Genomic DNA, 21,398 nt, shown 5'->3' with positions numbered 1-21,398 from the left:
ATTGCTTAACTATCAGTACACATCACGCTGGTAGCGTCCCTGCTCCTGCAATTCTGTCAGGTACGCTGCCGCTCCTTCCGGGGATTTGCCGCCATGCTGTCCGATAATATCCAGCAACGCCGCCTGCACATCATGCGCCATATGCTTTTCGTCTCCGCATACATACACATGCGCGCCTTCCTCCAGCCACTTGTAAAGCTCCCGACCGTTCTCCAGCATCCGCTGCTGCACATAGACCTTCTCTTCCGTGTCCCGGGAGAACGCTACGTCCAGCTTCGTCAGCACCCCGTCATTAAGCATGCGCTGCCAGTCCGTCTGATACAGGAAGTCCGTTACGAAATGCCGGTCTCCATAGAGCAGCCATGCTTTCCCTGCTGCCCCAAGTTCCTCGCGGTCCTCCAGGAAAGCCCGGAACGGCGCTACGCCTGTACCCGGTCCGACCATGATGACCGGCGTGTCCGGGTTAACCGGCGGCTTGAAGTTCGGGTTCTGCTGTATAAAGATCGGCAGCTTGTCCCCCGGCTCGAGCCGTTCTGAGGCATAAACGGAGCACACGCCCTTGCGCTCTCGTCCATGGGCTTCGTATTCGACTTTGCGGATTGTAAGATGCACTTCATCCGGGTGAGAATTCAGGCTGCTCGCAATGGAGTACAGCCGCGGCGGCAGCTTGCGAAGCACATTGGCAAGATCTCCGCTGCCAAGCGTCCATGGCTCAAAATCGCGAAGCAGATCAAGCACATCCCGCCCGCTCACATAAGCTCTCAAACTATCTTTATTTTCAGGCTTCACCAGTTCTGCCAGCTTGGCGCTGCCGCTAAAGGCGACTGCTTTTTCAAGCAGCGGCTTGGTCAGTACTGTGATCTCATAATGATGCAGCAACGCTTCGCGCAGCGATGAGGTCTCGCCTGCTTTGCCAGTTACTACGGCGTCTTCCGGATTCCATTGCAGGAACGCAATAATGTCGTCCACCAGAGCAGGATCATTCTGCGGGTATACGCCTACCGCATCGCCAGGCTCGTAGGACAAGCCTGAACCTTCCAGCGACAGTTCCAGGTGGCGCGTCTCACGGTCTGAGCCTCTGCCGTTAAGATTCAGATTCTCCAGCACTTCAGCCATAAACGGATTCGCTCGTGTATACACGGACTCGCCTTGGACAGCAGCCAGTGAATCAGCAGCTATGACCGCAGCCTGCGGCGCAGATGCAGGCGCGGCCGCCGCAAGGAGTACGCCGGTTACCGCTGCAATCCAGCCTGCGGCAGCATCTTCGAAATCGACATCGCAATCGACGCGGTCTGCGATCCGCTCTGCGCCAAGCTCGGTGAGCCGGGCATCGAAATCCTGACCAGTCTTGCAGAAAAACTCATACGAGGTATCCCCGAGCGCCAGTACGGAGAACTTCGTGCCGTCCAGCTTCGGTGCGCGCTTGCTATGCAAAAATTCATAGAATGTCAGGGCATTGTCCGGCGGATCGCCTTCGCCATGTGTACTGACGAGTACAAACAGGTAGCCTGCTTTTTTCAAATTGTTCGTCTTGTATTGATTCATTGCAGACAAGGTTACCTCAAAGCCCTGGCCTTTCAGCTTATCTGCCAATCGTCCAGCCAGTCTCTGTGAATTGCCGGTCTGCGACCCGAATAATATCGTGGCATCACGCGGCCCTTGCGATGCAGCCGAGGCTTGGGCAGCAAGAGCCTCCAACTCAACAACGGATACAGCGCCTGCTTCCGGCACAGCTACAGCCGCAGCCTCTTCTCCTGCACGGTAGAAGGCCAAATATCCGCTCAGCCAATTCTTTTGCGTTTCCGTCAATGTCGGGAGCAGCTTGTTGATTAATTCCGCCTGCTCGCTCGTAAACGGACTATTCGTCACTTGAAGTTGCAACAACATCCACCTCGCATCAATCGTTAGAAAATCCGACCACGTTACTTTGTTTTCATCTTAATTAAAATACTACAGCAGTATTCGGCAAGGTTCAATATATTCATCGATAATTTGACTATAAGAAATATTTAAAGATTTATTACTTTTTGTTATAAAGCGATAAAAGGGATATTTCTCAAACGAATGAATGCCATCCGAAGAGCTGTAATCGGTCTTACTGTCTTTGACAAATCTATCGTTTCCGGTTACATTAAAAGTAGTTAAGGACTTAATCAATTTCGGGATGTGATTGTTTTGAAGGATGTTCAGCATTACGTCTTGGATTTGCCTTTGCCGGCGCAAGTATTTTTCACTCTTGTGGAGACGACCGCGGTGTTGGTGGACGTATCGGAAAAATATTGGCACGCTCAGGGGTTAAACGGAGCGCGTATCCGAATTTTGGTCGAGCTGATGAAAGAAGGCGGAACTTTACTCCCTTCCAGGCTTGCCCAAAAAATTGGCGTTACCAAAGCCAATATCAGCCTGCTGCTGACCCCGCTGGAAAACGACGGCTTGATTCGCCGCGATGCTCATCCTACGGACGGGAGAAAATCCGTGATCACCATTACAAGAGAAGGTCAAAGCCTGCTGCTTCGGCATCTGCCCGCTAACCGGCAGCAAATCGCTCAAAAATTGCAAGCCCTGGATGAACAGGAGCTGCATCAGCTTCTTGCTTTGCTTCAAAAAGTAAAAAATAGATAACGATATTTTTGGCTCAAAACCAAATTAGCGGTTGAGCTCTAGGTGAAGGGGACGCTGCGTGGCAGAGGATTCTTCCGATCGCTGTTTAAGCCCGATTCCTTTATAGGATAGGGGTTTGCAGGGGGAATCGGGCTTAAAAGGCGACCACGTTCGTTTCTCCAGAATTCCTCTGCCCCTTCGCTGCTATCTCCTTAAATGTCAACCACTAATGTTTAGGTTGAGCCATATTTTTTTATCTAATTAGTTAAGCACTTAACTAAAAATAGAAGGAGCCCTATCTTATGTCCATTGCCATTACTGGCGCCAGCGGCAAGTTGGGCCGTCTAATTATGAAGCAGCTTAAGCTGCTTGTTCCTGCCGAGCAAATCATTGCTTGTGTTCGCGACATCGAGGCCGGGAAAGACTTGGCTGCCCAGGGAATCGAGGTACGTTATTGCGATTACGATCGTCCCGACTCGATCGAGCAAGCACTCGCCGGCGTTTCCCGCTTGCTGCTTATTTCAAGTCCAAACCCGGATGATATCGTCCGGCTGCGGCAGCATGTCCATGTCGTTGAAGTCGCCAAAAAATTAGCCGTCAGCCACGTGCTGTATACCAGCTTCGCTTTCCCTGAAAACAGCGATATCCCGCTGACGCATCTGCATTTGGCAACCGAGCACGCAATCCGCGCTGCCGGAATTCCGTATACATTTCTCCGTAATGGATTGTATATGGATTTTCTCGAGGCGCTTAATCTGAAGAATGCTATAGCGGACGGCGCCTTTAAAGTGCTCCCGGGAACCTGGAGATTCAATGCCGTTGCCCGCGATGATCTCGCTGTCGCCACCGCAGCCGTCTTAGCAGGAGAAGGCCATCACAACAAAACTTATGAACTCGTTGCGCCGGTATCATGGACCTTTGGCGAAATCGCCTCCATCCTCTCGGAACTCTCAGGCATTCCCATCTATCTTCGTGAAGATGATGAAATCAGGCATTGGATTTACGGTTTTCTCAGCAAAATTGACACCGTTTCGACGTCCTATGATCTGGAGCGATTAATGAGTCTGGCGGGCCGTCCATTAACTCCGCTTAAGGAGAATATTAGAAGCTATTTGAAGATGTAACGTCCGGCACTGGAATTATTATTCGCGAAAAGCCCCGCCTTGCAGTATTATCTGCCAGAGACGGGGCTGTTTCCATCTATTATGGCTGTGAAGTTGGGCGAACAATAATTTCGTTGATCGAAACAGAGGTTGGCTGTTCAATCGCATACCGGATGGCTGCGGCGATATCCTCGCCTTTCAGCGGAACAATTTTATTGAGAAATCCCGACATAACCGTTTTAACATTCGTATCGGTAATGCTGTGCGTCAGCTCTGTATCGACTGCTCCGGGACTAATGATCGTTGTGCGAATATTTTGATCAGGTCGCAGTTCTTTGCGCAAGCCTTCCGTAAGGGTGCGAACGGCAAATTTCGTAGCGGAATATACCGCGCCGCTTGGTGCAATCTCGTGACCGGCTACGGAAGAAACGTTAATAATATGGCCCTCATTCCTCTCTTCCATATGAGGGAGTACCGCCGCAATACCATACAAGACGCCTTTAATATTCACATCAATCATGCGGTCCCATTCATCCACCTTCAGGCTTCTAATATAGGAAAGTGGCATTAAACCCGCATTATTGACCAAAATATCGATTTGGCCATAAGCCTCGATTGTCGCTTGAGCCAGTGACTCCATATCTGCTCGGGAGGTTACATCTGTGACCCGATACTCAGCTTGACCGCCGAGAGCTTCGATTTCCTTTTTCAATTGAACCAGCCGATCTTCCCGACGCGCTGCCAGCATAAGTCTAATCCCGCTTCTCGCAAGCTCTTTTGCCGTTGCTTCTCCGATACCGCTGCTCGCACCTGTTATTATCGCCGTTTTATTAGCCATTTCAATAACCTCCTGAACTTTAAAAGCTAGTATAGTAGTATAACCCGTACGATTTCATCATACACCCTAGAGTTCACTCTAGGTCAAGGGTAAAACTATTCTTTTAAAGTCCATTCAGCTATGCACGGTCGGTTACTGCAGATGCGCTTTCGTCATTTCATTTTTTAATTTAGAATACAGATCGGTTTTATAATTAATCATATCGATGTAGGACTTCAGAACATTCATTTCATGTTCGACCTTTTCTTTTTGATTTTCAAGCATGCGCACGCGTTCGTCAATTGTTTTATCCCCCTGCAAGGCGAGGTCCACGTACTCCTTAAGCTGATGAATCGGCATCCCGGTATTACGAAGGCAATTGAGAAACTCGATCCGCTGTATATCCTCATCATCGAAAATGCGAATGCCGCTTTCCGTTCTTTTGATGAATGGCAAAATCCCTTCCTTCTCATAATACCTTAAAGTGTGTATGGACAAGCCCGTCGCTTCTGCGGCTTGCCCAATTGTATATCGTTTGTTCATGTCGATCCGAAACCTCCTTAAGCAAGCAGTCCATCTTCATCATATTGTGTTTCCGTTCTTCCATTCTATATGAGAATCATGTTGCAAGTCCAATAAGCAACACCTTGCAGCGTCTCCTGCTTTTTTAACAAGAAAGTTCCTTTTAATTAAGGCTCAAAACAAAAATTAGTGGTTGGCCTCTAGGTGGAGGGGGACGCTGCGTGGCAGAGGATTCTTCCGATCGCTGTTAAAGCCCGATTCCTTTATTATGATAGAGGCTTGCAGGGGGAATCGGGCTTTAAAGGCGACCACGTTCGTTTCTCCAGAATTCCTCTGCCCCTTCGCTGCTATCTCCTCGATGTCAACCACTAATTTTTAAGTTGAGCCGTAATTAATCTCCTTTACTTTTGAACGATATAGTGATATCATTTGTTTCGACAGTTATATAACTATAGAAATGATTTGGGAGGTGATCGTAATGAAGGAAATTCATCATGAAATTGGACAAGTGGTTAAAATATATAAAGCTTTGGGAGAGCCTACCCGACTGAAAATTGCTTTATTGCTCGCGAGCGAAAGTAATTTATGCTTTACTGCCATCGGTGAAAAGCTTGAATCGGTGGCTGGTTCCACGCTGTCGCATCATCTAAAGCAATTGACGGACTCTGGCTTGATTGATTTTCGTAAGAGTGGATCGTATATTCATTATAGCGTCAATCGAGAAATAGCGGAAAAATTTGCGCCCTATTTGTTGGCGTAATTTTTTTATCAATAATTTCTATAGATTTAGAAATATAGAATTGAATTTCAAACTATCCATATCAAGAAGGAGAGAGTGACCATGAGCAATCAAACGAAAACGATGGAGATTGGAATCAGTACCTTCCTCCATGCAAATCCGCAAAATGATGGTGTTGCGCATTCTGAGAGACTGCGACAAGCGATGGAAGAGATACAATTAGCCGATCAAGTTGGTCTTGACGTTTATGCTATCGGAGAGCATCATCGAGTCGATTACTCAAGCTCTTCACCAGCTGTGATTTTGGCGACTGCTGCCGCCACTACGAAGCATATTCGTCTATCAAGCGCAGTGACGGTTCTTTCTTCGGATGATCCGGTGAGGGTATATGAGGACTTTGCAACGCTGGATGGACTTTCTAACGGGCGAGCAGAGATTATGGCCGGACGGGGTTCGTTCATTGAGTCGTTTCCGCTATTCGGCTATGATTTGAACGATTATGAGCAGTTATTTGAAGAGAAATTAGAACTGTTGTTGAAGATTCGTGCTTTTGAAAAGGTAACTTGGTCTGGTGGACATCGCCCGGCGATTGATAATATGGGCATCTACCCTCGGGCGCAACAGGAGTCTTTACCTATCTGGATTGGCACGGGCGGCAGTCCTGACTCTGCTATTCGAGCAGGCTTGCTTGGACTTCCAATTGTTTTCTCCATTCTTGGAGGCATGCCAGAGCGATTTGCTCCCTTGGTGGAGCTATATAAGGAAGCTGCTGTAAGAGCAGGTCATGATCCGAATAAGCTGCAAATTGCTACGCATTCTCATGGCTTTATCTCAGATACAACACATGAAGCAGCAGAACGATATTTCCCTGTCATGGCTGCTCAAATGAACCAGATTGGACGGGAGCGAGGCTGGGCTTCTTATACACGTAACTCGTACGATGTAGCTCGTGACCTTCATGGCGCACTCTATGTTGGAGACCACGAATATGTTGCAGAGAAGATCGTACTGCTGCACAAGAACCTGGGCTTAACACGATTCATGATGTACGTCGATTTCAGTTCGTTGCCGCATCGTGATTTGCTTCGTACAATTGAGCTTCTCGGAACAAAAGTAGCACCGATTGTTCATAAGGAACTCGCTAGTCAGACATCTGACCAAAACGCTTAAAGATTAAACACTTTGGAGATAAGAGGTCGAATTTTTTTAACAAACAATTCTATAGTTTTAGATTTGTAGAAACTAAAAGGAGAGAATCGCAAATGAGAAATTCATGGAAAATTTATATTCTGGCCATTGTCAGCTTTTTGGTCGGAACTTCGGAATTCGTAATTGCCGGTATCCTGGATATGCTTGCAAGTGATATTGGAGTGTCAGTAGCAGCGGCCGGACAGCTGATTACAGTTTACTCGCTTGCTTATGCGATCGGTACTCCGATTCTTATTGCACTCACGGCAAAAATGGATCGAAGAAAGCTTATGCTGTCAGCTTTGGCATTATTTTTCGTAGGGAACTTGATCACTGTCTCGACCACAGGCTATAGCATGCTGATGGGAGCACGAATTATTTTGGCGATAAGCACGGGGGTATTTATGGTCGTCGCTCTGACCATGGCGGCCAAACTATCATACCCTAATAGACAGGGCAGCGCTATCGCTAAGATAATCTTAGGCTTTAACCTCGCCCTCATACTTGGGGTTCCGCTCGGGAGGATCATTGCGGGTTCATATGATTGGCAAATCATCTTCACAGGGATCGGCGTACTCAGCTTGATTGCGATGCTGGTTCTTTTGCCGACGATTCCAAAATCGGAAGGAGAGGCTCCCGTTCCAATTCGGGAACAGCTCGCTTTGTTTAAGAATCCCCGTATCACTGTCACATTATCCATCAGTTTTTTCTGGATATTGGGTTATACCATTCTGTACACCTATATCACGCCTTTTCTTCTGGACATTACGGGGATGAGCGAGCGAATGGTAAACATCGGATTGTTTACATTTGGTCTGGCCAGTCTCATAGGTTCCCAAGTTGGCGGCTATGGTGCGGATAAATGGGGGATTCCCCGCACGATGATTGGAGGCTTGCTTTTTCACGCTGGAATATTATTTTTACTGGCGGCATTCTCCCATTCGTCCATAATCGTGTTACCGTTGCTTATGCTTTGGTCCTTTTTCGCATGGTCAACGGGCCCCGTTCAACAAGTTTATTTAATTGGTATGGCTCCTCAAGCTTCAGGTATCATTCTAAGCTTAAACAATTCTATCGTGCAATTGGGAATAGCTTTAGGGGCTGTAATTGGGGGTATCGTTGTAGAAAACATCTCTCTTACTGCAACTGGTTGGATTGGTGGAGTTGGCGTCGCAATTGGACTTATCCCCGCTATTTTTTCTTTAACCATGCGTCGAAAGTCTACAATAATTGAGTAATAATAACTATATAAAAGGCTCCAAACCAAAGTTAGTGCTTGAGGTTTGGAGCCCTTTTTGTTAATGCAATAATGAGCAAGGTTGCATTCAACTAAAATGCCTTGGACATAACGCCACAGCGGGCTTAACTTTATAACTCCGAACCAAAGGCACAATGGCCTGTCTGAGCAAGTGTTCGAGAAAAGAAGACACGTCTATGAAACCGCCAAGCCTCGAATCCTGGTCGCTGGTCAGGGGCAACGCGCGATTGGACACTGGATGAAGAAGTTTGGCTCAATCCAGAAAAAGCGACTGCTATTCAAGCTGAGCAAAAAGCGCAAACCTAGCTATCTTATATGTATAGATTCGCGACAACTATCTTGACAAACACCGCTTGCTCGAGCCCTCGGTCTAACCAACTACTTGCTGTTTTTGCATCGGGCGTACAATCATACCACTTCCCAAAGGCTTCCTTCCATATCTTGATAACATCGAATGCTTTACCTTTGAATAATAGTGGGCAATTCATGTCGAGGGTTCCAAGCACTTATTTCGGTGTGCTGCCTTTTTTTGAGGGGAATTATGAGAAAAATAATTGAAAGTTTAATATTGGTTGCCTTAATATTTTTAATAGGATGTCAAAGCGAAGAGTTATCTGAAGCGGATAGAACACGATTTATACATGAAAATAATCTGGAACCTGCTATAGAACTTTCAGAACAAGATGCTTATTATTACCTCAACTTTCGTAGCTTAAATTACCGAAAAAACTCTTGATGTACGAGGGCAAATCGGCGATCCAGTGCTGGAGTTGACACCACACTGTTTGTTTGAAAATTTTGTTCGTTGCTCCAGCCAAGTTTAAGAATAACGTCATCAGTTGTTGAGGCGCAGTGTGGTAATCCAAATCACAAACTTCATCTGCATTTAAGAAAATAGCCCACCAAGCGTTTGCTGATTTCCGGTTTGCCATCGCTCATACTCTATTGCTAAATAGCGAGTAACCACGATGGTCGTATAGCTACTCAACATATCAATGGACGTCCTTGAAACTCTGTTCTTTGTTTCAAATAGCTTTTGGTTGCTTTAAAGAATATCTGTCGGGTAAAGGACTGGCGCGATGCCGAAAGACCCATTTTCAGCCCCTCCCCATAAGAACTGCTCGTGAGGTTTCCCTAAAGCAGTTCACTCCGTAACTTCATTGAAGGGGTTATGTGACCTATCTCAACAGCAGACACTTTCATTAAAAACCATCTGCTTTTTTTCAAGGTATGGATTTCCCAGTCCCAATATAGCCCGAGCACGTCATATAGGTATCTTTACTCCACTTCCGCCATCCTATGCTTATTTTCCGTCTCCGTTCCTTTGGTCAGCAATGTCCAGATTTTCATTTCCGTGTAGTCGCGTACTTCGCTGAATGCATCACTGGAGTTCCCCACCCGAAAATATTTCACCCATCATCGCATTCACTTGCTTCACGATCTCCTTAGCCGGTTTTGCGCCTCCATCACTTCACGGATTCAGCCTAGCATTATTTCGACAAATTTTATCATTTTTCGCTATTAACAAATAATAGATATTGATGTAAATTTATAGTATATGATACTGGCCAGTTCATAACAAAATAATATTTGGAGATGAAGAAATGAAATTAAAGTCCTTAGTTGTATTACTCGTTGTTATTCTTGTCATGCTTCCGGCAAGTTCCTATGCTAATCAGTCATCCTTGACTGATAACGAAAGATATCTAAAACTGGGATTAACGCAGGATGAAATTAATAATTTTACACCAGAACAAGTAGAATACTACAAAGGAATGAATGGGCATGTCATTTCTAAAGAAACTACATATTATCGGGTTACTGAAGGTGAGGATGATTTAGCTGTTGCAGTCGAAGTCCCAAAAGAAGTAGCATTATCAGAAATTGCACAATCTGAAGCACAAAAAAACGATGAAACAGTATCTATACTCGGTGGCGGCACAGATACAAAGAAAACTTCTTGGATGACCATGACCACCACTGTCTCTGATATTAACGGTACATCGCCAAAAGAATACTTATTAAAAAACTCTTTCACATGGCTAACTAACCCATTTTGGACTTTGACCGACGTCGTCGGAATTTCGCATCCTGAATACATCGTCCCTGTTCAAAACAGTGAAATAGCAGCTTATACTTTCGACTATTATGGAACGACTAATCAATATGTTGGTACTCACACTAACAACCTATTTACGGCAGACAAAAAAAATTCTAACGGTATGGCATTTAAAATTGATATCCTCACTGGCTGGGGTGGCGGATATCAAGTATGGAATCATCGTGGTTATATGTCCTATCGAGTAACAAGGGCGTCAAACCAGTATACTACCGGAACCGTATTTGGGCACTACACTCATACTGAAGTTTCAATTACGTTTGGACTGTCAATTGGAATTAATGCATTCGGAATGTCGATTAGTGGGGCCACGAGCAAAACGGATATGACAGACACAGGAGTAACTTTCACCTTTTAATTGCTCTATTGGATAAAGAATAAAAGGGAGAGATTTTCTCCACTTTATTCTTTAAATGAATCTCCCCGCAACTCAATGCGGGGGGATCAAACCTTTAGAGATTAAATATTTTAAATTTAATGCTTGAGGTCTTGAACCTAAAGACTCTATCCGGCAGAGTCGCATTCCACCAACAACCAACCCTTGAAAATACAGATTTCGGTTGCGTGACAAATAAAACCTGCGCTGAAAGGTTTTCATTGGGTTATTCTTTGCCTTCAATCGCAGCATTGGTACAACTAAGCAATACTAATTAACAATTTCCTACGGCCAGTTTTGAATAGTTTTCAGGCAAGCGGCTAGCCATATGCGGCAAACGTTTTTCCTCCTCTTTGAGTCAGTGGCCTAGTGTTTGAGCAACGGTGCATCTTCATACCACTCGGCGAAAGGCTCTTTCGAAAGCATGTTGGAGAAGTGGCAAGTAGCCTAGTATCTCCTTCAGTTCTAACTGTTTTTCAGGATATAAAGTGGTCTGCCGGGAGTTACGCAGTCATGTCTGACCTTTAGAATCGTCCTTGCTCTTGGAGACAACGTGCTTTGTACGATTTTTCGTATCATTGGATGATGTCGATAATATAGCAATCTACATAAAACCGAGCGGCGACTGAGTCGCTTTCAGGAAACATTTCGTGATCCAACTATGCTAATTCAGAGCCAAATCTAAGACCACCGCTTTGAGATGCAAGACCAGAAGCGTTTTATCTCCTAATTTATGAATGCCGGTACGTTACGTTTGGCCTTTTCGTATTATGAAATCATCGACTCCAGCACAAGATTCGCGGTGCAAGCCGCATCTTACCATACCTGTCCCTGTAGACATTCACTTTCCCAGTTACCAATTGTTACGTTTGGTTTAAAGACTAGGGTCGAGGTCTCATACATGTCAGCGCTTGGCGCACGGTGGCAGAGTTACTTTATAAATCGTTTGTTTTTCATAGAGGTGGTACTATAGCTTTTTCCTCGGTCTACAAAAAAAGCATGCTGTCAAATAAAGCCACAGTGGTAGGTATTCCAAAATGGCCAGATCGCGAAAGCGAATAGATACACCTTATTATCACTTGCAACACGAATGGCGGATACATATTCGGTGCTGCTTTTACGAATAAATCATTCGAGTGGCAAACGAATCAATCCTATACAGCTACTGATATGGTCTCAATTTGAATGGTTTATTCATCTCATTTATCACTTGCAAAGACGCATGCCTCTGGTAATCAAACATAAAACCGATATAATAGTTATACATCTGTCACTCCCTTTTATGGCTTGCTAGCACTACTATCTTGCGGAATCTATATATGTTTTACTATTTTTTTGATAACCGTTACAATCTATGTAGATTTTTAATACTAAATTTGGTGTAGAGCCTTTAATTTGGGGGGAATTATGAGAAAAATAGTTGGAAGTTTAATTATAGTTGCCTTAATATTTCTGACAGGATGTCAAACCCAAGAGCCGTCTGAAGCAGATAGAACACGATTTATACATGAAAATAATCTGGAATCAGCTATAGAACTTTCAGAACAAGGTGCTTATTATTACTTTTTGGAATCTACAGATAAAGTTCATATTTATGTACTGAAGGGAATGGAGTCTGCTAAATTTGTATCCTCGCATACTGAACTACCAAAAACAGATGAACCCTTATATTTAGGAGGATTATATCCTGGATATGTCGGCATATATCTCACAAGCAAAGAGATTATCGATAGTACAAAAAAAGTCAGATTCATTATTAATAATGAAACATTTGATTATGATTTTTCAAATCAAAATGCTCTTGTAATAAAAAATAAACAGATCACCAATTATAATTTTATTATTGAATTTATAGACAATAAAGGGACTGTTCTATACAAATACTATAATGGACCCATAAGTTCGACACACGATTGAAAAAATAAGCTACAATAAGGACATGGAGAAGAGACGGAAGTTTACAGCAGAACAGAAAGCAAAGATCGTATTAGAGATGCTTCGGGAGGAGCGGACGGTTGGGGAGATCGCCGCCGAACATGAGATCCATCCGACGCAGCTGCACAAATGGAAAGCCGAAGCGCTTGATCACCTGCCGTCGATCTTTACCCGCGGAGCGAGCGAGACTGAAAAAATGAGAAAACAGCACGAGAAGGAAAAGGATCAATTAACCCAGCAGATCGGCCAACTGAGCGTCGAGCTGAACTGGCTCAAAAAAAATCTGACGAGCTCGACCAGCGTCGAAGAGCGAAAAGAGATGATGGATCGAAACGACGCTAAGCTGAGCGTGAAGCGTCAAGCGGAGCTGCTGGAAGTCAGTCGGACGAGCGTCTACTACATGCCTGCGGATAGGGATAAGGAAGAGCAGGACGAAGGCATCGTGATCAGCAAGAAGAAGACCTGCCGGCTGATGCGGCGTATGGGATTGGCCGGTCTATGCCCCGGCCCGAACCTGAGCAAGCACAATCACAAGCAAGCGGTTCACCCCTATCTGCTGCGAGGCGTGAAGGCGATGCATCGGAACCACATTTGGGGAATCGACATTACTTACAGTACGCCCAGCTAACAAGTTCCCTCAGTGGAACGAAGTTACTTGAGCATGTTTGGAATACATGTCGATTTTTTTTACAGACATGTCCTTCCCCTGCTGTGAGGGGGAGTGAGCCGAAGTGGCGGTGACTTGCCGACACTGGCAAGGTGACGTAGTCCGCGGGAAACGGGACTTGCGGCGAAGCGATTACGCCAAGATGAGTCTCTAGGCTGAGCATTGGAAGGTTGAGGAACACGAACCTATTAAACCGCATCTGAGGGTTGAAATGTCACCCCTGCCTACATCGCTTAACAGGCAGGTCGCGGATCGATGCTAACTACAGCCATGAGCTGGCATTGCGAATATCGGTTGGACATGTAAGCCAACTGGTAGGGAATTGCGAAGAGCGCACAGCTAGAGCGTGATGTCCGTGACAACTTGCAGAAAGCAAGGATAAAGACTGCGATAGGCAGCCTAACCCCTGTGTGGAGTCCAACATGTGAACTGGGGAAAGTCTGCATAGATGCCAAGGGAGTGAGCTCCCCGATGCTATGCTGAATGACGGAGCTTCCATAGTAGTCCGAGATCGGGAAAGCCGGTCACATGGCGAAGGGAGGCAGTTTAAGTGGTTTGCTTGGCCTATTAACTGACCCTAGTGAGGTGAAGACCTTTGATAATCAGTGAAATGCAAAGCAAACTGGCGACATGGGCAACAGAAAGCAAAGAACGTAAGTTCGACCGACTCTTAAAACTTATTGCAAACAAAACTTGGCTTAGCGAAGCGGCTAGCATTACTCTGGCTTCAAGTGGTGCCCGAACACCTGGTGTAGATGGCACTGACAAGCGAAAGATGGAAGAAATGCTTGATCTTGAACTAGACAACCTACGGCATGAATTGCTGACGGGAACTTACTGCCCGCGACCTGCGCGGCGCGTATATATTCCAAAAGCGAATGGTAAGCTTAGACCGTTAGGTATTCCTTGTCTCCGAGATCGTATCGTGCAGCGTGCGATGGTCATGGTTATGGAACCGATCTGGGAGAGTGACTTTCACCCTCAATCCTACGGATTCAGGCCTGCGCGAAGCGTCCATCATGCCATCCGGACGATCAAGATGCAACTACAGGATGGAAGCGAACGCACAGATGCCACTGCAGGTCGATGGGTCATAGAAGGCGATTTGGCCAGCTACTTCGATACCGTTCATCATCGGTTGCTGATGAAGGCAGTCCGTAAACGCATCTCGGATCAACGCTTCCTCGCCCTGTTATGGAAAATCCTAAAGACAGGATGTGTAGATCGCGGATTATTCCGAGCCTCTAGTGAAGGAGTTCCGCAAGGCGGTGTCATCTCACCGCTCCTATCCAATATTATGTTACACGAATTCGATCAGTGGATGGAAGCGAAATTTCTGAGTAAGAAGGTAAGGAAGGATCGCTGGGCGTGGAATTTCGGCATTCAGAATAAGCGCCCTATCGCAATACGAGAAAATCGGCAATGGAAGCCAGCAATCTCCTACTGCCGTTACGCTGACGACTTTGTGGTGGTGGTCAAAGGAACCAAAGCGCACGCGAACGAAGTGCGAGAAGCATGTCGTTCATTTCTAGAAGATCGGCTGAAACTCACACTGAATATGGATAAAACACATATTACGCATGTAAACGATGGCTTTATTTTCCTTGGCCATCGAATTATTCGCAAGCGTGGAGCCAGAGGACGTATGCGACCTGTATCCTCTATTCCTTGGGATAAATACCGCCGTTTCACAGAGAAATTAGTCAAGCAATTGTCAGGAAATTTCGGTATGAACACCATGGATTTGGTTGAAAGCCTGAACCGACAACTTGCGGGATGGGCAAACTTCTATCCATACACAGACCATACCACGACGATATTCGGTAAGGTAGATCGTACGGTTTTCTGGAAACTCGGCTATTGGCTTGCACGAAAGTACAAGCGCGGATTCCGAACATTGATGAGAGATTATGTCCGATCCCCAGAGAAAGGCAAGGCTAAAATCTGGGTAATGCAAGGCAGAAATAGCCGAGGATTCTATGGAGAACTACCGCTGAGAAGGCTAATAACTAGCCGCAAAGGCTGGTTCACATGGCGCACTCCTGCGGAGAACCCCTATATCCTGCGTTCAGAGCAACGTCGTACAATCGAATCCTATTATGACGAAGTCGCCTTTGCTTTGAGCAACACTTAAATGGAGAGCCGGATGCGCTGAGAGGTGCAAGTCCGGTTCGGGAAAGAGAGATGGGGAAATAGTTCGACTACGCCCCATCTCTTATTTCACTCCGGATGCAAGGCAGCTTTATGTACCTGGTAGCCGTCATCGACTGGTATTCGCGTTACATCGTCAGTTGGGAGCTATCGCAAAGCCTGGAGCGCTCCTTTGTGCTCCGAGCGCTGAGAAAGGCCTTTATGGTCGCCAAACCGCAGATTTTAAACAGCGATCAGGGAAGCCATTTTACAAGCAGTGATTACATCGAACTGCTTCAGAAAAACAATATCGCGATTAGCATGGACGGCAAGGGTCGAGCCACAGACAACGCCATTACGGAGCGCTTCTTTCGCAATCTGAAATGGGAAAAGATCTATTACAACACCTACACGACGCCAAAGCGAGTCTACCGAGACGTGAGAACCTACATCGACGAATACAACCGAACACGGCCTCATCAGTCGCTCGCTTATGCCAAACCGATTGAATTCTATCGTCATACCGCCGATACCGCCGGTTAACTTCAAGCTGCAAAAATACCAAACTAGAGGGAGGGACTGTAGCTTAAATTTTCAAAAAAAGTGTCTTGACAACGGGGTCCACTACATACGGTGCTGCAGCAACATCCATGGGACGTTCGAGGCTAGTGAATGCGATAGTATGAGTTCAGCAACTGCCAGGGAGCTCATGAGATCGTAAGAAACCCCACTGCCACTCCCTATTTATTTTCCAGCCCGCTCAAGAGAGCATAATAATACGTCACCAGTTCTTGGGACGGCTTAATGCCCAACTCCTTGGAGAGCAGCCGGACATAGCGGGTGTACTGGGCTGTCAACGCTTTTTTGTCAGCGGCCAGCACATAGCCCTGCATCAGCAGGCGGATAGCGGATTCTTCCAGCGGATTGCGGCCATGCAGCTTGAGCAGCAGCTTCAATGCTCCCGCTAAATCCTTGACGTTAAGCATTGTTTCCGCCAATCTTAATGCAAATGCGGTATACAGCCGCGCAAGACGCTCTGTCTCCATAATAGCCCATACATAAGCTCTGTCTCCGAATAGCTCGCCGGTATACATCCGTTCGATATGCTGCGCTTCTTCAATATTCGTCGGATCAATATGCCGCATTTGCTCCACCCGGGACAAAAACTCCTCATAATCGATAACCGCATCCTCCAGTTCGAGCATGTAGCCGTCATTAATCGAGTGGACTGCCTCGCGAAGCTGTAGCGGCTCCAATGATTTGCGAAGCTGGTATACGGATGTATTCAAGTAATTTTCGGCGTTTACCTGAGTCATGCCGCCAAAAATATCCTCCAACAAGCGAGTACGTGGAACACGCTTGCCCTTGTACAGCAGCAGATAAGCGAACAGCTCGGCGCTTTTGCGGGAGATCCATTTCACGCGGCCCGCTCCGCTTTGTACGAATACATCTCCAAGCATGGTCACAGCAGCAGCCGCTGTATTCCCTTCGGATTTTTGCAACCCGGACTGCGGCAGCGCCTGTCTTCCCGCAAGCATCCGGTTCACCGTTCGCTCCAGACGCTCCTGGGATACCGGCTTGACCAGATAGTCGATGACAGACAGTTCATAAGCTTGCAAGGCGTAATCCTTGTGTGAGGTGACGAAAACAATTTGAGCGTTGAATTCTCCCGAACCGCCCCTTGCAGCAAACGAGATTCCATCTTCGTCTGGCATCGAAATATCAACGAAAGCAAGGGCAATATCGTGATGTTCCCGCAAGTACGCCGCCGCCGACCCGGTGTCTGTGAACGCGGCGGATACTTCTACCCCGGACAACTTATTCAGCATCCTCCGCATGATCAAATGCATCGCCGGCTCATCATCTACCAGAATAACCTTCAAGCGCCTCTCCCTCCCCGTCTCCACATATTTCCCATCGTAGCATCAATATAAAAAACGGACAATATCTTCAGCTTATACGCAGATTCAAAACTTATGGCTTCATTCTATCTTAATTCTCCTTCATCCGATGACCCTATGTATTCCGCAATGCGGAAACGGATTCCCTAAGAACAAAGTTCATCTATTACTGTACCGGGAGCAGATAAAAGAATAATGAAAAAGGGGGCAACAAGCAATCAAAACCCGCACAGGACGAGGCCGCGCGAGTTAGTGAAGGTTATTTTTCGCAGGACACGGGGAAATGAAAACTTTGCCTGCGGCTATGATGCATTTCGGCCAGGCACAGTTGCATTTCGGTTCAGGTCATCAGGCGCTCCGAACTCATAATCACGCTGCCCTCCGTCAGAGCCTGGCAATGTGAAGGAGAAGGTCGTACCCTTTCCCGGCACACTGTCAAACCAAAGGCTACCTCCGTGTATGCGGACAAACTCACGGGTCAGCACCAGCCCGAATCTTGTATCTGTGGAATCATCATCATTCGTCTTCATCTTATAGAACGGTTCCTCGAGACGCAGCATTTCCGCTGTTCGGTCGTCAATCCCTACCCCGGTGTCGCGCACGCGAACAATGACCAAATTGCTCTCACTCTCCAACTCGGCGCTGATGGTGATTTCACCGCCGATTCCCGTATATTTGATCCCATTCGAGAGCAAATTCCGCAGGATGAGATCCAGCATCTCTTTATCCGCCATTACGGCAAGCTGCTCTCCGATCTGCTCTGTTAGCCGGATCTGTTTCATACCCGCCTTCGTACCCGCAAGCATCAAAGCCTGCCGGACAACCTGCTGCAAATTCCACCCTGCCGGGCGAAACGCGACTTTCCCCTTTTGGCTGCGGTACCAGTCAAGCAAGTTATCGACAAGGTAAAACGTGCTCTGTACTTGTCCCTTCAACTCCCGCAACAGTTCGGCATGCTCACTGTCCGCATCGGACAGCTCATCTCCAAGCAATTCGGTCAGGCTGACGAGCAGCGCAATCGGATCACGGATTTCATGAGCCATAACGGTAAACAGCTTGTCCTTGAACGCATTAAGCTCCGATAGCTGCCGGGCGGTCTCGCGCAGTCTGGCCTCGTTATTTTTCAGTTCTGTAATATCATTGAACATCAGCATCTTCCCGATCGGGATGCTTCCTGTATCGAAGATAAATGACAAACTGCAATGATAGTAACTGATGCCGTCCACGTCACGCTTTTGGAATGGAAAACGGACATCCCCTGTTCCTTCTGCCTGAATACGGGCAATCAGCTCAGGGCGGTCAGACAACACCTCGTCGGCAAGGACAGGATATCGGCGCCTCGTCCGTTCAAGCTCGGGGAGAACAGTCTCAGCCGCTCGGTTGTAGCTTACAATCCGGTTCTCATAATCCAGGAGGACGATCCCGTCCCGGATCGTCTCGAATACTTTGGCCAGCGCAAGCGGCGTTAACCGGAGCAGATTGTAGCGAAGAATTCCCCACATATATGCAACGCCCGATATAACAAATCCGAACGGTGTCAGATCGACGGTAACGCCCAGCCAGAAGAACAGGTTCAGCAGCATGGGAGCAACTGCCCCAAGCAGGAGGATGGAAATCTGCTTGCGAACCATTGGCTGCGCGCGTAGATACATTTGAATAGACAATACAATTCCGCTGATCAAGGCCGAATAGTTGTATACGGTGTGCAGCCAATACCAAGGTCCTTTGACCGTCAGATATAAGGGGATCAACCCTGCCTCATTGGGAATAAACCTTTCATAGAGAAGATGGTGCCAGTCATTCGTCAAGTGAGCAAAGAAAACCGAAAAAGGAACCACAAATAGCGCAAGCGCCAGCCGCTTCCGGTAACGGGCGCCTGTCCCGGTAAATTGAATAACCTGATATAGCCAAAGGGTAGTCACAAACGGTATGCCTATATATTGAATGTGCAGCGACAGCTTGACTTCATTCAAGCTTCGACTCAATAGCTCCAGTGCATAGCCAGATGCATAGCATGCTGCTCCCAGCATGATGAGAATCATCGTTTTGGCAACAGGCAGGTGCCGCTTTCGGTAGGACAAGCAGGCAACAGCCACCATCAGCCCCGCCGAAATAAAAAGCAGTATTGACATCCATTGTCTTGTATCCACGCCTGCTGCCCCCTGAATGTAATGATGTCAACCGCTTTCAACTCTCTATTGGATCAGGCAGCTCACGCGGCAGGCGAACCTCAAAATGCGTTTGGATCAAGCTGCTCTCTGCTGTGATGCCGCCCTGATGCTGCTCCACAATATTTTTCGCAATAAACAAACCGAGCCCCGTACTGCCTTCGTGGTAGGTTCGCGCTTTATCTCCGGTATAGAACATATCGAAGATATGGGGCAAATCTTCGGGAGAAATGCTGTCGCCGTAATTAATGACTCGTACTACAACATCGTCTCCCTCCGGGGAGCAATGAATATCAATATATTGGCCTTCTCTGCCGTAATGGACTGCATTGCTTAACAAATTTTCGAAAACACGAGCCAACAGTTCGCCATCTCCATGGATGGTCATGCCGGGCGTAATGGACAAGCGGGAAGTGAGACCATGTCTATCCAACACCGGGAAAAGCTCTTCATTTAATTGTAGCAGCAGTTCACTGAGATCAACAGACCGGCGCTCAATGCTCAGTTTGCCGTAGTTCATGCGGGTCACCTCGAACAGTTCATCGATCAGCCCTTCCAGACGCCGTGACTTGGTATATGCAATGGTCGTATAATGCCGAACCTGTTCGTAGGTCAAATTATTGTCCTTCAATATAAAATCCAGATAACCAATGACAGACGTCAGCGGGGTACGCAAATCATGCGCCAGGTTCAGCACGAGCTGCTCCTTGCTGTTCTCGGCGAAGTCTCCGCGCTCCAGCGCCTGACGCAGCTTCTCGCCGGCCAGATTGATGTCTCTGGCTATATCGCCGAACTCGTCTGTGGATGGAATAGGAAGCTTGATATCAAAATTGCCGGAGGCTAGCTGATTAATGCCCCCTGAAATTTCGCGGAAATAGAACGCATACCGTTTGGTCAGCAGGAAGAAGAACCAGATCGCAAGGGGAATAAAAATGATCAGAAAAAAATTGACATCTCCAACTTGCCGAATAAAATAGCGGATTTGCGTCGACGGGTCTTCCGCCTTCGTCGTATAGTAATAGAGCTGGGCAACCTTGTAAATGATGAATGTAATGGTCCCGGCAAACAATATGCTAAGGCCAAACAGCAAAATCATTTTGGACCGGAAGCTCCGGATCATATTAGCCATGGAATGAATATCCCACCCCCCACACGGTTTTAATCAGCTTGTTTTTATTCATATCATCGCCAAGCTTCTTGCGCAGCGTACGGATATGTACCATAACGGTATTGTTGCTATCGTAGTAGTAATCGCCCCATACCTGCTGGAAAATATGCTCCGAGCTGTATACCTTCTTCGGGTGACTGGCAAGCAGATGCAGGATATCAAATTCCTTGGGCGTCAGTTCGATCGGATTTCCGTTGACCAGAACAGTCCGTTCTTCCGAATTGATAATGACTCCTCCCGCCGCTACAACAGGCTTGCCGATCGCGGCTGGCTGGCTGAACTGCAAGGAACGCCTAAGCTGGGCATTAACCCGCGCCACAAGCTCCATCGGGTTGAATGGCTTGGTCATATAGTCATCGGCTCCGCGTACAAGGCCGGTAATTTTATCGAGGTCCGAGCTTTTTGCGCTCAAAAAAATAATCGGAATGTGATGCTTTTCCCTGATTTGTCTGGTCACTTCATAGCCATCCAGCCTGGGCATCATAATATCCAAAATCGCGAGGTCAATCGGGTACTTGATGACGGCATCGACGGCAGCCTGTCCATCCATAGCTTTGATACAGAGGTACCCTTCCTTGTCCAAATGCAGCTCGATCAAGTCCGCAATTTCCGCATCATCGTCTGCAATCAATATCGTAATCTGCTTCATCGCCTACACTCCCTGCCTGACATTCACATGACTCTTATTGTATCAGATTTGCACGGG

General features: G+C 46.9%; 18 protein-coding genes and 1 pseudogene. 11 read left to right on the top strand and 8 right to left on the bottom strand.

Translation table 11 applies throughout. From position 1 onward, the window contains the following. Positions 1 to 12: 12 nt before the first annotated feature. On the bottom strand, positions 13 to 1,881 hold the full coding sequence (locus tag JFN88_RS00230) for an assimilatory sulfite reductase (NADPH) flavoprotein subunit (RefSeq protein ID WP_199017281.1): 1,869 nt from the start codon (positions 1,879 to 1,881) through the stop codon (positions 13 to 15). Positions 1,882 to 2,175: 294 nt separating this feature from the next. On the opposite strand from JFN88_RS00230, the gene JFN88_RS00225 reads away from it, so the two are divergent. Together JFN88_RS00225 and JFN88_RS00220 are read left to right on the top strand one after the other, a co-directional pair. Then, on the top strand, positions 2,176 to 2,622 hold the full coding sequence (locus JFN88_RS00225; protein WP_199017280.1) for a MarR family winged helix-turn-helix transcriptional regulator: 447 nt from the start codon (positions 2,176 to 2,178) through the stop codon (positions 2,620 to 2,622). Between the two features lie 281 nt (positions 2,623 to 2,903). Further along, complete coding sequence (locus JFN88_RS00220) at positions 2,904 to 3,725, top strand: NmrA family NAD(P)-binding protein (RefSeq protein WP_199017279.1); 822 nt, start codon at positions 2,904 to 2,906, stop codon at positions 3,723 to 3,725. 79 nt (positions 3,726 to 3,804) lie between these two features. Here the strand turns inward: JFN88_RS00220 and JFN88_RS00215 are convergent, their stop codons facing one another. Further along, a complete protein-coding gene (locus tag JFN88_RS00215; protein ID WP_199017278.1) occupies positions 3,805 to 4,542 on the bottom strand; it encodes an SDR family oxidoreductase in 738 nt (245 codons plus the stop codon). A 132-nt stretch (positions 4,543 to 4,674) separates the two neighbouring features. Then, positions 4,675 to 5,064 (bottom strand): MerR family transcriptional regulator, encoded by a 390-nt coding sequence (locus JFN88_RS00210; protein WP_199017277.1) that lies wholly within the window; start codon positions 5,062 to 5,064, stop codon positions 4,675 to 4,677. Between the two features lie 457 nt (positions 5,065 to 5,521). Between JFN88_RS00210 and JFN88_RS00205 the strand changes: the two genes are divergently transcribed. The 4 genes from JFN88_RS00205 (at position 5,522) to JFN88_RS00190 (ending at position 8,964) form a co-directional block, all read left to right on the top strand. Continuing rightward, positions 5,522 to 5,803, top strand: coding sequence for an ArsR/SmtB family transcription factor (locus tag JFN88_RS00205; protein WP_199017276.1), 282 nt, complete (start codon positions 5,522 to 5,524; stop codon positions 5,801 to 5,803). 81 nt (positions 5,804 to 5,884) lie between these two features. Beyond that, a complete protein-coding gene (locus JFN88_RS00200) occupies positions 5,885 to 6,952 on the top strand; it encodes an LLM class flavin-dependent oxidoreductase (RefSeq protein WP_199017272.1) in 1,068 nt (355 codons plus the stop codon). 92 nt (positions 6,953 to 7,044) lie between these two features. After that, positions 7,045 to 8,208 carry an MFS transporter gene (locus JFN88_RS00195; protein WP_199017271.1) on the top strand — a complete coding sequence of 388 codons (1,164 nt, stop codon included), beginning with the start codon at positions 7,045 to 7,047 and terminating at the stop codon, positions 8,206 to 8,208. A 561-nt stretch (positions 8,209 to 8,769) separates the two neighbouring features. Further along, positions 8,770 to 8,964, top strand: a complete 195-nt coding sequence (locus JFN88_RS00190; protein WP_199017269.1) for a hypothetical protein — start codon at positions 8,770 to 8,772, stop codon at positions 8,962 to 8,964. A gap of 470 nt (positions 8,965 to 9,434) precedes the next feature. On the opposite strand, the pseudogene JFN88_RS24910 reads toward JFN88_RS00190, so the two are convergent. Then, positions 9,435 to 9,696, bottom strand: a pseudogene (locus tag JFN88_RS24910) (group II intron reverse transcriptase/maturase); the annotation flags it as partial. Between the two features lie 136 nt (positions 9,697 to 9,832). Between JFN88_RS24910 and JFN88_RS00180 the strand changes: the two are divergent. The 5 genes from JFN88_RS00180 (at position 9,833) to JFN88_RS00160 (ending at position 15,998) form a co-directional block, all read left to right on the top strand. Next, positions 9,833 to 10,705 (top strand): hypothetical protein, encoded by an 873-nt coding sequence (locus JFN88_RS00180; RefSeq protein ID WP_199017267.1) that lies wholly within the window; start codon positions 9,833 to 9,835, stop codon positions 10,703 to 10,705. Between the two features lie 1,425 nt (positions 10,706 to 12,130). Further along, positions 12,131 to 12,640 carry a hypothetical protein gene (locus tag JFN88_RS00175; protein WP_199017266.1) on the top strand — a complete coding sequence of 170 codons (510 nt, stop codon included), beginning with the start codon at positions 12,131 to 12,133 and terminating at the stop codon, positions 12,638 to 12,640. 22 nt (positions 12,641 to 12,662) lie between these two features. Then, the gene (locus JFN88_RS00170; RefSeq protein ID WP_199017265.1) at positions 12,663 to 13,286 is read left to right on the top strand and encodes a transposase; all 624 of its coding nucleotides are present in this window, start codon (positions 12,663 to 12,665) and stop codon (positions 13,284 to 13,286) included. A 634-nt stretch (positions 13,287 to 13,920) separates the two neighbouring features. Then, the gene (ltrA, locus tag JFN88_RS00165) at positions 13,921 to 15,459 is read left to right on the top strand and encodes a group II intron reverse transcriptase/maturase (protein WP_199017264.1); all 1,539 of its coding nucleotides are present in this window, start codon (positions 13,921 to 13,923) and stop codon (positions 15,457 to 15,459) included. Positions 15,460 to 15,569: 110 nt separating this feature from the next. After that, positions 15,570 to 15,998, top strand: coding sequence for a DDE-type integrase/transposase/recombinase (locus JFN88_RS00160; RefSeq protein ID WP_199017263.1), 429 nt, complete (start codon positions 15,570 to 15,572; stop codon positions 15,996 to 15,998). A gap of 197 nt (positions 15,999 to 16,195) precedes the next feature. Here the strand turns inward: JFN88_RS00160 and JFN88_RS00155 are convergent, their stop codons facing one another. The 4 genes from JFN88_RS00155 to JFN88_RS00140 all read right to left on the bottom strand — a co-directional run bounded on the left by JFN88_RS00155 (position 16,196) and on the right by JFN88_RS00140 (position 21,341). Next, a complete protein-coding gene (locus JFN88_RS00155; protein ID WP_199017262.1) occupies positions 16,196 to 17,338 on the bottom strand; it encodes a response regulator in 1,143 nt (380 codons plus the stop codon). Positions 17,339 to 17,658: 320 nt separating this feature from the next. Further along, positions 17,659 to 19,506, bottom strand: a complete 1,848-nt coding sequence (locus JFN88_RS00150; RefSeq protein WP_199017261.1) for a sensor histidine kinase — start codon at positions 19,504 to 19,506, stop codon at positions 17,659 to 17,661. A gap of 37 nt (positions 19,507 to 19,543) precedes the next feature. Further along, on the bottom strand, positions 19,544 to 20,653 hold the full coding sequence (locus JFN88_RS00145) for a HAMP domain-containing sensor histidine kinase (protein ID WP_199017260.1): 1,110 nt from the start codon (positions 20,651 to 20,653) through the stop codon (positions 19,544 to 19,546). Then, positions 20,646 to 21,341 carry a response regulator transcription factor gene (locus tag JFN88_RS00140; RefSeq protein WP_199017259.1) on the bottom strand — a complete coding sequence of 232 codons (696 nt, stop codon included), beginning with the start codon at positions 21,339 to 21,341 and terminating at the stop codon, positions 20,646 to 20,648. Before JFN88_RS00140 ends, JFN88_RS00145 begins: the two co-directional genes overlap by 8 nt. Positions 21,342 to 21,398: the final 57 nt, after the last annotated feature.

Source organism: Paenibacillus roseus (assembly GCF_016424485.1).
GTDB lineage: Bacteria > Bacillota > Bacilli > Paenibacillales > Paenibacillaceae > Paenibacillus_D > Paenibacillus_D roseus.
The sequence above is the reverse complement of the archived record's forward strand: the minus strand, read 5'-3'. Positions and strand labels throughout refer to the sequence as shown.

Excerpts from the sequence above, each read along its gene's own strand:
- JFN88_RS00195 (WP_199017271.1), top strand. The coding sequence starts at position 7,045 with ATGAGAAATTCATGGAAAATTTATATTCTGGCCATTGTCAGCTTTTTG.
- JFN88_RS00140 (WP_199017259.1), bottom strand. The coding sequence starts at position 21,341 with ATGAAGCAGATTACGATATTGATTGCAGACGATGATGCGGAAATTGCG.
- JFN88_RS00205 (WP_199017276.1), top strand. The coding sequence starts at position 5,522 with ATGAAGGAAATTCATCATGAAATTGGACAAGTGGTTAAAATATATAAA.
- JFN88_RS00175 (WP_199017266.1), top strand. The coding sequence starts at position 12,131 with ATGAGAAAAATAGTTGGAAGTTTAATTATAGTTGCCTTAATATTTCTG.
- JFN88_RS00180 (WP_199017267.1), top strand. The coding sequence starts at position 9,833 with ATGAAATTAAAGTCCTTAGTTGTATTACTCGTTGTTATTCTTGTCATG.
- JFN88_RS00145 (WP_199017260.1), bottom strand. The coding sequence starts at position 20,653 with ATGGCTAATATGATCCGGAGCTTCCGGTCCAAAATGATTTTGCTGTTT.
- JFN88_RS00190 (WP_199017269.1), top strand. The coding sequence starts at position 8,770 with ATGAGAAAAATAATTGAAAGTTTAATATTGGTTGCCTTAATATTTTTA.
- JFN88_RS00210 (WP_199017277.1), bottom strand. The coding sequence starts at position 5,064 with ATGAACAAACGATATACAATTGGGCAAGCCGCAGAAGCGACGGGCTTG.
- JFN88_RS00200 (WP_199017272.1), top strand. The coding sequence starts at position 5,885 with ATGAGCAATCAAACGAAAACGATGGAGATTGGAATCAGTACCTTCCTC.
- JFN88_RS00160 (WP_199017263.1), top strand. The coding sequence starts at position 15,570 with ATGTACCTGGTAGCCGTCATCGACTGGTATTCGCGTTACATCGTCAGT.
- JFN88_RS00220 (WP_199017279.1), top strand. The coding sequence starts at position 2,904 with ATGTCCATTGCCATTACTGGCGCCAGCGGCAAGTTGGGCCGTCTAATT.
- JFN88_RS00170 (WP_199017265.1), top strand. The coding sequence starts at position 12,663 with ATGGAGAAGAGACGGAAGTTTACAGCAGAACAGAAAGCAAAGATCGTA.
- JFN88_RS00215 (WP_199017278.1), bottom strand. The coding sequence starts at position 4,542 with ATGGCTAATAAAACGGCGATAATAACAGGTGCGAGCAGCGGTATCGGA.